Raw genomic sequence first — 15,223 nt, forward strand, 5'->3', positions numbered from 1 at the left:
TTTTTGTATTATCGCTTTTCAAAAATTTAACCATCATGCAGGATTTTATTTTCTATCTAAAACTCGGTTGGGAACACATTATTTCGCTCGATGCGCTTGATCATCAACTTTTCGTTTTGGTTTTGGTGGCGGTTTATTCGTTCAGCGATTGGAAAAAGATTCTGGTTATGGTCACCGCTTTCACCATCGGACATTCCATCACTTTGGCGTTGAGCACTTTGGATATCATTAGGATTTCGTCGGATTGGGTTGAGTTTCTAATTCCATTGTCGATCGTCATCACGGCTTTCGACAATATTATTTTTAAAGGAAATCAGTCTAAATTGATGCGGATCAATTATTTCCTTGCCTTGTTTTTTGGTCTGATTCACGGAATGGGTTTTGCGAACACGGCGAGAATGATGTTGGCTAAAGAACAAAATTTGTATACACCTTTACTCGGTTTCAACATTGGTTTGGAATTGGGTCAAATTGTAGTTGTTATTGCACTTCTGATTTTGCTTTTCGTGGTGATAAAAATATTTCGAGTTCACAAAAAAGACTGGATCATGTTTATATCTTCGGGAGTTTTTGCGTTGGCTTTAAAAATGACTTTAGAAAGGTTGCCTTTTTAGTTTCATCACCGATAATCATAATTATTTTCATTATTTTTGAGCAACTTTTTTCAATAAATTAAAATTATTTGAATATGAATTTCAAATCCATTATATTTTCATTGTGTCTTCCGTTGGGCGTTTTTGCCCAAAATATCCATAACAATCCTACAAGCAATCACGGAAATAAATTTGAGGCACTCGGAACGATTTTACCTACACCGAATGTTTACCGAACTGCTTCCGGAGCTCCTGGACAAGGTTATTGGCAAAACCGAGCAGATTATGACATCACCGCGTATTTGGATGAAGACAAAAGAAACTTGAAAGGTTCCGAAACGGTGACCTACTACAACAATTCTCCCGACGATTTGGATTATTTGTGGCTTCAGCTGGATGAAAACCAACAATCTTCTGTAAAAAATGCGGGTTATGAAAGTGAGTCAACTTTGCCAAAGCAATCCAATTCTGACCGATTAAGAATTAGCGAAATTCCACGAAAAGATAATGGTTACGGAGTAAATTTGGAAAAAGTGACCGATGTTTCTGGAAATCCATTGAAATTTACCGTAAATAAAACCATGATGCGAATCGATTTGCCAAAAGTTCTGAAAAAAGGGGAAAAATTTGTGTTCAAAATCGATTGGAATTATAACATTCCAAACCGAATGACGATGGGCGGAAGAGGCGGTTACGAAAATTTTCCTGAAGATGGAAACGACCTTTACACCATGACGCAATGGTTTCCAAGAATGTGTGTGTACAGTGATTTCAAGGGATGGCAACACAACCAGTTTACTGGAAGAGGTGAGTTTGCATTACCTTTTGGCAATTACAAAGTTTCGATGAATGTTCCTGCAGATCATATTGTTGCAGCAACTGGAACGGGAAAAAATTTTAAAGACGTTCTTACTTCTGCACAATACCAAAGATGGGAAAAAGCTCAAAACTCCAATGATATTATTGAGATTGTAACCTTAGATGAAGCCAAAAAAGCTGAAAAGTCAAAATTAAAAGAAAGAAAAATTTGGAAATTCGAAGCTGAAAATGTGAGAGATTTTGCCTGGACCTCCTCAAGAAAATTTATCTGGGATGGAATGAAAGTAGTGATTCCTGAAAACCAAAACCACGTGATGGCGATGAGCCTTTATCCAAAGGAAGCCTATAATCTTTACAGAAAATTTTCTACAAAAGCTGTTGCACATACGATTCTCACTTATTCCGAATATACGATCCCATATCCTTATCCAGTCGCACAATCTGTGGAAGCGGCAAATGGAATGGAATATCCAATGATCTGTTTCAATTTCGGGCGAACTGAAAAAGACGGCACTTATTCCGAAGGAATTAAAAACGGAATGATCGGCGTAATTATTCATGAAGTTGGACACAACTTTTTCCCGATGATCATCAATTCCGATGAAAGACAGTGGAGTTGGATGGATGAAGGTTTGAACACTTTCGTGGAATATTTAACGGAGGAAAGATGGGACACCAAATTCCCATCCCGTCGCGGTCCAGCTCATACTATTGTGGATTACATGAGGCTGCCGAAAGATCAGTTGGAGCCGATTATGACCAACTCCGAAAACATTATTCAGTTTGGTCCCAATGCCTATTCAAAACCAGCAACCGGATTAAATATTCTGCGTGAAACCATCATGGGAAGAGAACTTTTTGATAAAGCGTTTAAAATGTATTCTAAAAGATGGGCGTTCAAACATCCTGAACCTGCAGATTTTTTTAGAACGATGAATGATGCAAGTGCTGAAAATCTCGATTGGTTTTGGCGTGGTTGGTTCTACGGAATCGATCCGGTAGATATTTCCATTGATAAAGTGACTGTTGCAACGCCCGATTTGGACGCAACTCCGAAACCACAGGAAGTTACCTACACCGTTGATAAGCCTTTGCAAAACAGTTTCGAGGACATCTCAAAAATTCGAAACCGTGAAGATAAAAACATCGTTTTTTATACCGATAAAGACAAAGAAACCCAAGATTTTTACTGGCGATACAATCGTGGTTTAGAAAAAGTGGATACCAATAAAAAATACACGCAGAAAAACGACAATCAAGAAAGAGTTCCAGAAAAAGATAAAGCCAAACTGCAAAACATCACTGTATATCAAATAGATTTTAGCAACAAAGGCGGTTTGGTAATGCCGATTATTCTTGAATTTACCTTTGAAGACGGCTCAAAATTGAATGACAAGAAATCTGCTCAAATTTGGCGAAAGAACGAACAGAAAGTTTCTCTAACTTATTATTTTGATAAAAAATTAAAATCCGTACAGCTTGACCCAATGAAAGAAACGGCAGACATTGATACTTCCAACAATTTCTGGGGCGAAATTCCGGCGCCGACTTCGAAATTCCAGGTTTTCAAACAGAAACAAGAAGGTTCTGCAAGAGGAGCTGCACAAGGAAGGGTGAATCCGATGCAGGCTGCAGGAAAGAAATAATTAATAAATAACTCAATTTTGAATATTTATTTTTAATTTTACGAATAAATCCTCAAAGAATGAAAACAATTTTATTAAAAAGTCTTTTTCTTTTTTTTCTTTTATTTTCACTATGCTTTACAACCGCACAAATAGTAAACATTCCTGATCCAAACTTCAAGAATGCGCTCATATCACTCGGAGTAGATACAAACAATGATGGAGAGATACAACTTACAGAAGCTGTAGATATTACCTCATTAAATCTAAATGACAAAGATATTTCAGATTTAACAGGCATAAAGTCTTTTTCAAATCTAATAAATTTGTATTGTGGCCCTAATAATCTTACCACTGTTGATTTAAGTGAAATGACAAACTTGCAGCATGCATACATTGCGGATAATAATATTACCAATATTAATCTAAATGGTTCTACCAATTTAAGATATTTATATTGCGGTAATAATCAGCTTTCTTCAATTGATCTTAGTGGATTAATATATTTAAAATATATAGATCTTGGTGGTAATAATTTTTCTTCTTTACAAATAAGCAATCTGCCTAGTTTGGAAACACTCTCATTCGTTAATAATAGTATACCTTCAACCATTAGTTTAAGTTCATTACCCAAAATCCAGACACTTTACATAAATAATAGTAATCTAACATCGATTAATCTCAGTGGGTTGCAAACTTTGAAAATTTTAAATTGTTCAAACAATCAGCTAAATTCACTTTCTTTTCAGGATGGTTTTTTGCAAAATCTTCAATATTTAAATGTTGAAGGTAATCCTATACAATTAATTTGTAAAGACAGCTATGATTTGTTGCCCAATACAGATCCTGTTCCACAGTTGCTAACTGGTTGTAATTTATCTACATCTGAGGTGACTAACAATGAAATTAAAATTTTTATCAGCCCTAATCCTGCTAAAGATTACATAAATCTGAGCCAACAAGTAAAACAAATAAAAATATTTACTACAGACGGTAAGCTTGTACTTGATAAAAAAGCGAATAAGGATTCAAAAATCAATATATCTCATCTTCCATCAGGAGTTTATATTTTAACAACCGAAAAAGGAAATAGCAAATTTATAAAGGAATAAAAATCCTATAATTAACTTATAAGGTCATTCATTTTGGATGGCTTTTTTTCTGCCAAAATTTCACCTCAATATTTAAAGTCTGCCAATTTGAACTTGAAAATTGGAACTTGAAACTTGAAACCTCGAATGGTATAAAGTTGGAGAAATTGAGCACAGAAAATATTTAAAAAAAATAATTATTATGTCAGTAAATTTCAAACCATTAGCAGACAGAGTTCTCATCGAGCCAAACGCTGCTGAAACTACTACCGCATCAGGAATTATTATTCCAGACACTGCAAAAGAAAAACCGCAAGAAGGAACTGTAGTTGCAGTTGGACCTGGAAAAAAAGATGAACCAACTACCGTAAAAGTGGGCGATAGAGTACTTTACGGAAAATATTCAGGTTCTGAATTGAAGTTGGATGGAAAAGATTTTCTTATTGTAAGAGAAGGAGATTTATTGGGAATCTTGGGATAGAGTTCAGACTGAAACTTGGTGTTATTTATTTTAAAAATTATTAACTAAAATCTGACGTCTGAAATCTGACGTCTAAAATCTAAAAAATTATGGCAAAAGAAATAAAATTCGATATCGAATCAAGAGACGCCCTGAAAAGAGGTGTTGACGCATTGGCAAATGCAGTAAAAGTAACTTTGGGTCCAAAAGGTAGAAACGTAGTCATCGAAAAATCTTTCGGTGCGCCACATGTTACCAAAGACGGTGTTTCCGTAGCAAAGGAAATCGAGCTGGAAGACAAAGTGGAAAATATGGGAGCACAAATGGTAAAAGAAGTAGCTTCCAAAACCAATGATATTGCAGGTGACGGAACTACAACCGCAACTGTTTTAGCACAGGCAATCGTTCGTGAAGGTTTGAAAAACGTTGCAGCAGGCGCAAATCCAATGGACTTGAAAAGAGGAATCGATAAAGCAGTTACGGCTGTAGTTGAAAATTTGAAATCTCAATCTCAAGTTGTTGGTGATTCTTCAGAGAAAATCAAACAAGTTGCGGCAATTTCTGCAAATAACGACGATACCATCGGTTCGTTAATCGCAGAAGCTTACGGAAAAGTTGGTAAAGAAGGCGTGATCACCGTTGAAGAAGCAAAAGGAACCGATACAACTGTAGATGTTGTTGAAGGAATGCAGTTTGACAGAGGTTATCAATCTCCATATTTCGTAACCAATCCTGAAAAAATGGTGGCTGAATTGGAAAATCCATACATTCTTTTAGTTGAAAAGAAAATTTCTTCAATGAAGGAATTGCTTCCAGTTTTGGAACCAGTTGCACAGGCAGGAAAATCGCTTTTAATTATTTCTGAAGAAGTTGAAGGGGAAGCTTTGGCAACTTTGGTTGTAAATAAATTGAGAGGTTCTTTAAAAATCGCTGCGGTAAAAGCACCGGGATTCGGCGACAGAAGAAAAGCAATGTTAGAAGACATCGCAATTTTAACAGGTGGACAAGTTATCTCCGAAGAAAGAGGATTCACGATGGAAAATGCCACTTTGGAAATGCTGGGAACTGCTGAAAAAGTGACCATCGATAAAGACAATACAACCATCGTAAACGGTGGTGGTGATGAAGCGCAAATTAAAGGTCGCGTAAACCAAATCAAAGCGCAAATGGAAACCACGACTTCCGATTATGACAGAGAAAAACTTCAGGAACGTCTTGCAAAATTAGCAGGAGGTGTTGCAGTTCTTTACGTTGGTGCTGCGTCCGAAGTAGAAATGAAAGAGAAAAAAGACAGAGTTGATGATGCTTTGCATGCAACTCGTGCTGCTGTGGAAGAAGGAATCGTTCCTGGAGGTGGCGTTGCTTTGGTTCGTTCAATTTCATCATTGAATTTTAATGGAGCAAATCTTGACGAAACTACAGGTATTAAAATTGTAAAAAGAGCGATCGAAGAGCCACTTCGTCAAATCGTAGCAAACGCAGGAGGAGAAGGTTCTGTAATCGTTGCAAAAGTAGAGGAAGGAAGCGGAGATTTCGGTTTCAACGCGAAAACTGACGAGTACGTGAATATGTACGAAGCAGGAATTATCGACCCTACAAAAGTAGTTCGTGTTGCGTTGGAAAATGCAGCTTCCGTTGCAGGAATGTTGTTGACAACAGAATGCGTAATCACCGAAATTCCGAGACCAGAAGCAGCAATGCCACCAATGGGAGGAGGAATGCCGGGAATGATGTAGGAACTTTGCAGTCGGCTTTCTGCTTTCTGCAATCCACATAACAAGAAACAAAATCCGTTCAAAAAATTTGAACGGATTTTTTTCTGCGAAACGGCTCCCCTCTTTCAGACGGGGTGTCCAAAAACAAACCCTCTCCAAAATTCCAACTTTGGAGAGGGTTTGTTATATCTCGAATCCCGAATCCCGAAACTCGTAACTCGACTAAATCGTCGTCAATCGCAACGTATTTGTTTTTCCTCCTTCGTAAGCAGGAGTTGCATTTAAATTAATTACAAAATCTCCTTTTTCCACAAAACCATGAGTATGAGTAAGCATATTTACTTGAACAATGGTTTCATCGGTAGATTTCTCCATATCATAGTAAAATGCACGAACTCCCCACAGAAGATTCAGCATCGTGATTACCCTTCGGTTTGAACAGAAAATAATAATGTTCGAATTCGGTCGGTGCGCCGAAATTTGAAATGCCGTATAACCTGAGTGTGTGAGCGTTACAATCGCTTCAACATTAGTAGTTTTTGCAATTCTTACTGCGGCAAGACAAATTCTGTTCGTAATAAAACGGTCATCAATACAGTTGAATTCGTGCTCGATTGGTGAATTCTTTGATTGATAGAAATGCGTTTGTTCAATATTCTTTACAATCTTCGACATGTTTTTTACCACATCTACCGGATATCTTCCTACTGAGGTTTCACCGGAGAGCATCACCGCATCAGCACCGTCGAGAACGGAGTTTGCAACGTCGTTTACTTCAGCTCTTGTCGGCGTCAAACTGTTGATCATCGTTTCCATCATTTGAGTCGCGATAATAACAGGTTTTGAGAATTTTCTCGCCTTTTCCACCAAATTTTTCTGAATCGCAGGAACTTCCTCCATCGGGACTTCTACACCCAAATCTCCACGAGCAACCATTAAACCATCACATTCTGATAGAATTTCCTCGATGTTTCTTACGCCTTCAGGTTTTTCGATTTTAGCGATAATTGGGGTTTTCTGCTTATTGTTTGGATGTTTTTTAATGAGCTCCTTTAAATCAATAATATCTTGAGCGTGCCGAACGAAGGATAAAGCAATCCAATCCAATTCCAAATCAAGCATGAAGTTGGCGTCCTGAATGTCTTTTTCCGTCAAAGCAGGAAGTGAAACGTTGGTGTTCGGAAGGTTTACCCCTTTTTTAGAACTCAATGGTCCACCTTGAATGGTTTTTGCTTTTACGGTATCTTTTTCATTGGTTTCAATAACTTCCAAAACCAATTTTCCGTCATCAATCAAAATTCTTTCACCTACTTTTACATCTTGCGGAAACTTTTGGTAAGTCATATAAACTTTCTTCGAGTCTCCTTCTATTTTTTCATTGGTAAAAGTCAAAATATCGCCGGGATTCAGGTAAGAACCTTCTTTCACGACACCCACTCTTAATTTCGGTCCCTGTAAATCACCAAGTATTCCTGCAGAAAAGCCAAATTCCTGATTAATTTCACGAATCGTTTCCACATTTTTTCTTACTAAATCATAATCGGCGTGGGAAAAATTTATTCTGAAAACATCTACACCCGCTTTGATAAGATCAATCATGGTTTCTCTATCAGAAGAAGCCGGACCAAGCGTGGCGATGATTTTTGTCTTTTTTAAGTATTTATTCATAGTATTGAATTAGTTGATAAAGTTCTTCATCGGAACTTAAAGTAAATTCCTGTGTTTTAAACACGAGATTTTCAGGGAGCAAAATTAGTGAAAAATCATCAAACGTTTCTGATGTTTTAATAAGATAATCAACATCTTGAAAATGATCAAGCAAATACTTGGTTTCCTGTTCTCCTGAAAAGAGTTCCGTTGAAATTTTTTTCTGAAGGAAATGCGTGGATTTATTTGAAATAAAATGGATGCAGATTTTAGATTCGGTATGGTAAGTCTGAAATCTCGGGAAATAATAATCGTAATAAAATCCGTGGTAAACAAAATCCTCAATACGCGAAAACTGAAATGAGTTAATAGAATTGATTTGGTAAAAAAGCTCATAATCAGGAACTTCTTTAGCAAGACGAACTAGACCCAGCGTTATTTCTTCGTCATCATCTTCAATATCAAGTAGCAGTTTTTTGGTTTTCAAGGATGCTTTGTTTTTTGTTCAGAATATAAAATGCGCGTTGTGCTGCTTTTTCTTCGGCTTTTTTCTTGGAAGTTTCCGTGGCGTTTGAAATTTTTTCTTCATCCAACCAAACATAACTGCGGAATACCAAACTTTTATTAGGTTGTAATTCTTCGCAGGTTTCGTATTTGATGTTGACTTTCTTTTTTTGGCTCCATTCCAAAAGCAAACCTTTGTAACTTACAATTTTGTTTTCCAGTTTGTTGATTTCAGATGGAGTTAAAAGTCTTTCTAAAACTACTTTCTTACACGTTTCGTAATCTACGTCAAGATAAAGCGCGCCTATTAATGCTTCAAATAAATTTCCGGCAATATTTTCACTTAAAGGTGTTTGCGATTCGTTTTGAAGAAATTTAGGCAAATTCAGTTCAGAACCAAGTTTGTTGAGGTTTTTACGGTTGACGATTTTGGATTTCATCTGCGTTAAATAACCTTCGTTTGCATCGGGATAAGTCGCAAAAAGATGACAGGATATAATCGCTCCCAAAACAGAATCACCCAAAAATTCCAGTCTTTCGTAATTTCGGATTTCCTTGTTTTTAGAAGTGGTTTTAAGGGAAAATGCTTCACGGTAAAGATTGATATTCTGAATTCCGCAACCGGTAATCTTGCTGATTTCGCTGCTTAAATAATAATCTTTTTCCGAGAAGTTTTTTTTTCTTTGAGTTAAGAATTTAGAAAAGTATTTCTTTAACTCCATAAAGGACTTTAAAACTTAAATTTTCTTGAAAAGCACACATGCATTGTGCCCACCAAAACCGAACGTGTTGCTCATCGCAATCTCCACATCCTTTTCTACAGCGTGGTTGAACGTGAAATTCAAACGGCTGTCGATTTTTTCATCGTCCGTGAAATGGTTGATTGTAGGCGGAACTACTTTGTGAATAATCGTTTTTAAAGCTGCAATTGCCTCAACAACTCCGGCTGCACCCAATAGGTGACCGGTCATCGATTTGGTGGAATTGATCTGAATGTCGAAAGCGTGTTCACCCAATAATTTAGAAATTGCGTTAGATTCTGCGATGTCACCCAATGGAGTAGAAGTACCGTGCATATTGATATGATCTACTTCGTCGGTTGTTACACCTGCATCTTCCAAACAATTTTTCATTACGAGATAAGCGCCCAAACCTTCAGGATGTGGTGCAGTCATGTGATAAGCATCTGCACTCATACCGCCACCTTTTAATTCGGCATAGATTGTAGCACCGCGTTTTTTCGCGTGTTCGTATTCTTCCAAAATAATACAGCCCGCTCCTTCACCGAGAACAAAACCATCCCTGTCTTTGTCGAAAGGTCTTGATGCTGTTTTCGGATCATCGTTTCTCGTGGAAAGCGCCATCATTGCATTAAATCCACCAACTCCACTTGCAGTAACTGCAGCTTCGGAACCACCGCAAACAATAACGTCTGCTTTTCCTAACTGAATCAACATCTTGGAATCGATAATGGCATTTGCTGATGAAGCACACGCTGAAACCGTAGTGTAATTCGGCCCATGAAAACCATATTCTATCGAAATGTGTCCAGGTGTAATATCGGCAATCATTTTCGGGATGAAGAACGGGTTGAAACGCGGAATTTCCGTATTTGCCCAACCCAAAACTTCGGTCTCGAAAGTTTCTAAACCACCAATTCCGGAACCCCAAATTACGCCGACCCTGTTCTTGTCTACATTATCCTCCATGATGCGGGAATGTTCCACCGCTTCTCTTGCTGCAACGAGTCCGAACTGTGTATTTCGGTCCATCTTTTTAGACTCTTTCTTGTCGAAGTGGTTTAATGGATCGAAGTTTTTTACTTCGCAGGCGAATTTGGTTTTGAAGTTTGTGGCATCAAAAAGAGTAATCGGAGCGGCTCCGCTCTCACCTTTTACAAGGCTTTCCCAGTAATCTTTGGCATTATTCCCAATAGGCGTTATAGCGCCAAAACCGGTAACAACTACTCTTTTTAATTCCATAAATTTAGTTTCTGTTGATAGAATATTATTTGTTCACTACTTCTTCAATATAAGCAATAGCGTGTCCTACAGTTGTAATTTTTTCTGCTTGATCATCAGGAATCTGGATGTTGAATTCTTTTTCGAATTCCATGATCAATTCAACAGTATCCAATGAATCAGCTCCTAAATCGTTAGTGAAGCTAGCTTCTGGAGTTACTTCTGTTTCCTCAACGTCGAGTTTATCAGCGATAATAGCTTTTACTCTTGATGCAATGTCTGACATAGTAATTTATTTTTTGATTAATTGTTAGTTGATGCAAATATATAAAATTCTTTAGGATAAAGTATTTTTTTATTATTTTTTAGAGTATAATTTTAACATGGGATTAAACGGTTTAATGAATTTTAAATTGCCTAAAGTACAATAATTGAAAACAGTCCGGAAGAATTCCGGACTGTATCTATTGTTGGGTAAAAATATAGCTGTTTATTGTTTAATTACTTTGAAAGACTGGTTAGTTCCATCAGAAAGTATAGCATTCACAAGATAAACTCCTGGTACCATTTTGCTCATGTTAATTTTACCATCAACGAGCTTCACAGAAGTATGAACTTTTTGTCCCGCACCGTTATAAATATAAACACTTTCAATTGCTTTCTTCGAGGTAATAGTTAAATAATCTTTTACAGGATTAGGATGATAACTAAATCCAGCTTTGTTTAAATCATTTACACCCAAGCTGTTACAGATTAGATTGAATACGTATTCACTTGTTCCGTGCGTCCAAGCTCCTGCAGTATTACTATTTATAAATACGTCAAATGAGCCAAGTTTGTTTGCGGTAGTACTTTCCCAAGCTACAGCGTCAGAAACAACTTCAATCCAATATTTTGTATTGGCTGCTAAATTTAAAGGAGTGTCAAACGCAACGGTATATTTAATGAAATCGTACCCAAATGCATTTCCTGTAACTGTACTTCCGACAATTGTTCCGGTACGGGTTGCGAGTTCTGTTCCAGGTAAATCGCCACTGTCATTATAAATTTTAAAGCTGAAAGAAGTTGCTGTTCCGGCTACAATTGGTTCTATACCGTAAACAGTGAGTGCACTAGAATTTACTGGTAAATCTATAGCAAGTCTCTGTGCGGTTGAACCACCAAAGAAACCTCCATTTTCACGATTATTTGAAGGTACTTTGAAATCAGCGCAGTTTACCGCCGGAGGTGGAGGTGTTCCGCATTTAATAATTCGGCTGTGAATAGTGTTTCCACCACCACACGTGTTGTCTAAGTGAGAATAAAAACGAACAACCCCTGAAGCTGTAGGTGTCCATGTTACGCTTCCTACACCTGCCGCTAATGAAGTGGTCCCTGCTTCATCAGAAATGGTGATGAAATAAGATACGTTTGACGTGCTGAACGTATAAGGAACACCACTTGTAACATTAACTTTTGAATATTCATTTAAATAGGCTGCAGTGGTAATGTTAGCAGGACTTCCGTTGCAATTTGGAGTGAAGGTTAAAGATGGCCACTGTCCATTTGTTGCGTTCAGACAGCCTACTACAGGAATTACTAACGTGTAGTCTTCACTTTCGCCATATCCTTGAGTTTGGTCGCATGCAAATGTTGGATCTAAAGCTGCATTCGCTGCATCTGCGGCAACTCTTACACGCATTCTATAATTACCGGAAGGAGTTCCTGCAGGAATAGTAATGTTGTTGTTGATTACAACCCCAGTTGGATTTCCGTTTCTATTTCCAATATGGGTGAATTCAGAAGCTTCAAATGTTTCGTTCTTGTTGTAATCAATCCAAACTGAAACATTTTCATATGCCCATCCCGTTCCTACGGTTACAGAGATCGGATAAGTTTGTCCTGCTTGAACATTCGTTGTTATGGCTGTATAATCTGAATAGCCATTTACTCCACAATTGCTGGTGTTGTTAATTGTTCCAATTGTTACATTGGTTATTAAATCACCATCTGTACAATCCAGTGCAGGGGTACAGTAAGCGAGTGGAAATTTAGCAGGTGCTAAAGTTGACGCTGTTGCAATTTTTTTTACATTAGGTTGATGAACAGCTCTTTTTGCATTCGACTGACCGAAGCCAAGAATTGGCATTGCTATCAACATTAGCAAGGGTAATTTTGTTTTCATAATAACTTTAATTTGGGTTAAAAAATAATTCGTCACTAATGTATGACAAAATTTAATAAAAATATAATATTTCTTAAAAAAAACTATTTTTATTTAAACAATTGTTAAAAATTGATTCTAATTAAGCATTGTTCTAGGTACAAGTTTAAGGGTAAGGTTTTTTCGGTATAGGGCTTTATGGCGTCTTTCTAAAGGGCCAAATAAAATTACAGGAGGTAATTCCTTTAAGTTGTTAACCACTCATTAACAAGGCTTGCGGCCAATCTGGAGGTTCTTTCACCGATATCATAAACTGGATTCACCTCTGCAACATCCATCGCTAATAATTTTCGGGATTTAAGAATATGCTTAAAAAAATGCATAAAAGTTGAATCAGCAAAAATTCCATTATAAGCTAAAGCGGAAACGCCGGGAGAAATCGCCACATTGAAAACGTCCATACAAATGGTGAGATAAAGGATATCGCAATTTTCTAAAAAATAATCAATCTCCTTATATAGATGTGTAAGGTTTTCAAAAAAGAGCTCATCCGCCAAAATATACTTCATTCCAAATTGATGTGCGGAGTCGAAAAGTCTTAAAGTATTTGAATTTCGTTGAATCCCGATATGTAAAGAGTGAATGTTTCCTTCCTGCGCAATCTGCCAAAAACCTGTTCCAGAACTTGCTAATCCATTTTCGGGTTCTCGGTTATCAAAATGTGCATCAATATTAATAATTCCGATTTTTTTATTTGGAAACGCTTTTCTAATTCCTGAATAATGGGCGAAAGTAACTTCGTGACCACCACCAAGAACGATGGATTTTCCCGTATATTCTAAAGTTTTAGCAACTTTTTCAGCAAGTTTGTTTTGAGAATTTTCAAGATTTCCATCTTCACAATAAACGTTTCCAAAATCTTTTAATGAAAATTCGGGATGGACAACGGGAAAATTCGACATGTTTTTTCGGATGATATCGGGTGCATCTTTTGCTCCGATTCTTCCTTTATTTCTTCGCACGCCTTCATCTACGGCGAAGCCATGTAAAACGAAATCTTTCGGCGAAATCTTTGCGTAATCATTTTCCAAAAAAACTTTTTGAAAAATTCTTTGAGCTAAAATATCGTCGCCGTCGTTGCGTCCTTGCCAAATCATTGATTAATTTGAGATTTACTCACTGGTTTTTCTTATTTTTAATGGAGTTCGTGATTACTCCGCAATTGAAATTTGAAGATTTATGAAACAGAATTATTCATTATTAATGAGTTCCTTGCTCATTTTTTCTGCATACGCCATCGCCGCTTCCTTTACCCACGCATTTTCCTGCTGTGCTTTTCTTTTGGTTTCAAGGCGTTTTTTGTTGCATGGTCCGTTTCCTTTCAAAACTTCCATAAATTCATCCCAAGGTAAATCGCCGAAGTCGTAATGTCCTCGCTCTTCATTCCATTTTAAATTTTCATCAGGAATTTTCAGTCCTAAAAATTCAGCTTGCGGAACGGTTACATCTACGAACCTTTGTCTCAAGGAATCGTTGCTTTCTCGCTTAACTCTGTAATTCATAGATTTTTGTGAATTCGGTGAAGCATCATCGTTTGGACCGAACATCATTAAAGCAGGCCACCAAAAACGGTTCAGAGCTTCCTGTGCCAAATCTTTTTGTTCTTTTGTACCGCGGCAAAGCGTCATCAAAATTTCGTAACCCTGTCTTTGGTGAAAGGATTCCTCTTTGCAAATTCTCACCATCGCCCTTGAATAAGGTCCGTAAGAATTTCCCATCAACATTACTTGGTTCATAATGGCGGCGCCATCAACGAGCCAACCAATTGCACCAATATCTGCCCAAGAAAGTGCGGGATAATTGAAAATACTTGAATATTTTGCTTTTCCAGAAAGCATGTCGTTGTAAGTGGAATCACGGTCTGCATAGATTGTTCCGTCGTTCAAGGTTTCTGTTGCGGCATAAAGGTAAAGTCCATGTCCTGCTTCATCTTGAATTTTTGCTAAAAGTGCCATTTTTCTGCGGAGAGAAGGAGCTCTTGTGATCCAATTGGCTTCAGGAAGCATGCCCACGACTTCTGAATGGGCGTGTTGCGAAATTTGACGAACAAGGAGTTTGCGGTAATCTTCCGGCATTACATCTTTGGGCTCGACTTTATTTTCTGCCTGAACGTATTGTAAAAATTTTTCTGTATCCATAATTGCTTTTAGCTTTCAGCAATCTGCTTTCGGCTTTTTTAGTGAATTAAATTTTGGCTAAAGTCAACGGAATGTTGATTTTTATAAATAGGGTTAAAGTCCGTTCGTTTTGATGATTGCTTCTGCGGAAAGCTTATTTCCGCAAGCAGAAAGCAAAAGACTAAAGTTTCTTTCCGCTCAAATCATCCTTCAAATAAATCCCAATTTTCTGATTCGAGAATTCTCCCGCTACAAAGGTAACAGTCTTTTCAGGAGTCTTTATTTCATATTCATTGAAGAAATAAACCTGTCCTTCAAAAGGACCTCTCACTTCAATTTTTCGGTCGGAGCAATTCCAATAGTGGTTCCAGATATTCAATCCGTCCACTTTATATTCTTTGTCAACTTCAATCAATGAAGCAAATTTCCAGTCCGCCATGATTTTATTTTTTTAATTTACCAATTTATCAATGCAGCAATTTACCAAT

At 37.3% G+C, this 15,223-nt stretch carries 14 protein-coding genes; 5 read left to right on the top strand and 9 right to left on the bottom strand.

Going from position 1 to position 15,223, the window contains the following annotated elements; translation table 11 throughout:
• Positions 1 to 35: 35 nt before the first annotated feature.
• The 5 genes from J4771_RS10955 (at position 36) to groL (ending at position 6,324) form a co-directional block, all read left to right on the top strand.
• A complete protein-coding gene (locus tag J4771_RS10955; protein ID WP_224135041.1) occupies positions 36 to 614 on the top strand; it encodes a HupE/UreJ family protein in 579 nt (192 codons plus the stop codon).
• Positions 615 to 688: 74 nt separating this feature from the next.
• Complete coding sequence (locus J4771_RS10960; RefSeq protein WP_224135042.1) at positions 689 to 3,058, top strand: M1 family metallopeptidase; 2,370 nt, start codon at positions 689 to 691, stop codon at positions 3,056 to 3,058.
• A 59-nt stretch (positions 3,059 to 3,117) separates the two neighbouring features.
• Positions 3,118 to 4,149, top strand: a complete 1,032-nt coding sequence (locus J4771_RS10965; RefSeq protein WP_224135043.1) for a leucine-rich repeat domain-containing protein — start codon at positions 3,118 to 3,120, stop codon at positions 4,147 to 4,149.
• A gap of 181 nt (positions 4,150 to 4,330) precedes the next feature.
• Entirely contained in the window at positions 4,331 to 4,609 is a 279-nt protein-coding gene (locus tag J4771_RS10970) for a co-chaperone GroES (RefSeq protein WP_224135044.1), read from the top strand.
• Between the two features lie 89 nt (positions 4,610 to 4,698).
• The gene (gene groL, locus J4771_RS10975; protein WP_224135045.1) at positions 4,699 to 6,324 is read left to right on the top strand and encodes a chaperonin GroEL; all 1,626 of its coding nucleotides are present in this window, start codon (positions 4,699 to 4,701) and stop codon (positions 6,322 to 6,324) included.
• 201 nt (positions 6,325 to 6,525) lie between these two features.
• Here groL and pyk read toward each other — a convergent pair whose 3' ends face one another.
• From pyk to J4771_RS11020, 9 genes are all read right to left on the bottom strand, one after another.
• Positions 6,526 to 7,971: a pyruvate kinase gene (gene pyk / locus J4771_RS10980; RefSeq protein ID WP_224135046.1), complete on the bottom strand. Its 1,446-nt coding sequence runs from the start codon at positions 7,969 to 7,971 to the stop codon at positions 6,526 to 6,528.
• The gene (locus J4771_RS10985; protein WP_224135047.1) at positions 7,964 to 8,437 is read right to left on the bottom strand and encodes an IPExxxVDY family protein; all 474 of its coding nucleotides are present in this window, start codon (positions 8,435 to 8,437) and stop codon (positions 7,964 to 7,966) included. The genes pyk and J4771_RS10985 overlap by 8 nt, the downstream gene beginning before the upstream one ends.
• Positions 8,412 to 9,176: a ribonuclease III gene (gene rnc, locus J4771_RS10990; protein WP_224135048.1), complete on the bottom strand. Its 765-nt coding sequence runs from the start codon at positions 9,174 to 9,176 to the stop codon at positions 8,412 to 8,414. Before rnc ends, J4771_RS10985 begins: the two co-directional genes overlap by 26 nt.
• Positions 9,177 to 9,191: 15 nt before the next feature.
• A complete protein-coding gene (gene fabF, locus J4771_RS10995) occupies positions 9,192 to 10,436 on the bottom strand; it encodes a beta-ketoacyl-ACP synthase II (protein WP_224135049.1) in 1,245 nt (414 codons plus the stop codon).
• Between the two features lie 25 nt (positions 10,437 to 10,461).
• Positions 10,462 to 10,701 carry an acyl carrier protein gene (locus J4771_RS11000; protein WP_002976354.1) on the bottom strand — a complete coding sequence of 80 codons (240 nt, stop codon included), beginning with the start codon at positions 10,699 to 10,701 and terminating at the stop codon, positions 10,462 to 10,464.
• Positions 10,702 to 10,905: 204 nt separating this feature from the next.
• Positions 10,906 to 12,579 carry a T9SS type A sorting domain-containing protein gene (locus tag J4771_RS11005; RefSeq protein WP_224135050.1) on the bottom strand — a complete coding sequence of 558 codons (1,674 nt, stop codon included), beginning with the start codon at positions 12,577 to 12,579 and terminating at the stop codon, positions 10,906 to 10,908.
• Between the two features lie 224 nt (positions 12,580 to 12,803).
• Complete coding sequence (hutG, locus tag J4771_RS11010; protein WP_224135051.1) at positions 12,804 to 13,715, bottom strand: formimidoylglutamase; 912 nt, start codon at positions 13,713 to 13,715, stop codon at positions 12,804 to 12,806.
• A 93-nt stretch (positions 13,716 to 13,808) separates the two neighbouring features.
• The gene (gene paaA, locus J4771_RS11015; protein ID WP_224135052.1) at positions 13,809 to 14,756 is read right to left on the bottom strand and encodes a 1,2-phenylacetyl-CoA epoxidase subunit PaaA; all 948 of its coding nucleotides are present in this window, start codon (positions 14,754 to 14,756) and stop codon (positions 13,809 to 13,811) included.
• Between the two features lie 160 nt (positions 14,757 to 14,916).
• A complete protein-coding gene (locus J4771_RS11020) occupies positions 14,917 to 15,174 on the bottom strand; it encodes a hypothetical protein (protein ID WP_224135053.1) in 258 nt (85 codons plus the stop codon).
• Positions 15,175 to 15,223 lie beyond the last annotated feature (49 nt).

This window comes from Candidatus Kaistella beijingensis (genome assembly GCF_020084865.1).
Lineage (GTDB): Bacteria > Bacteroidota > Bacteroidia > Flavobacteriales > Weeksellaceae > Kaistella > Kaistella beijingensis.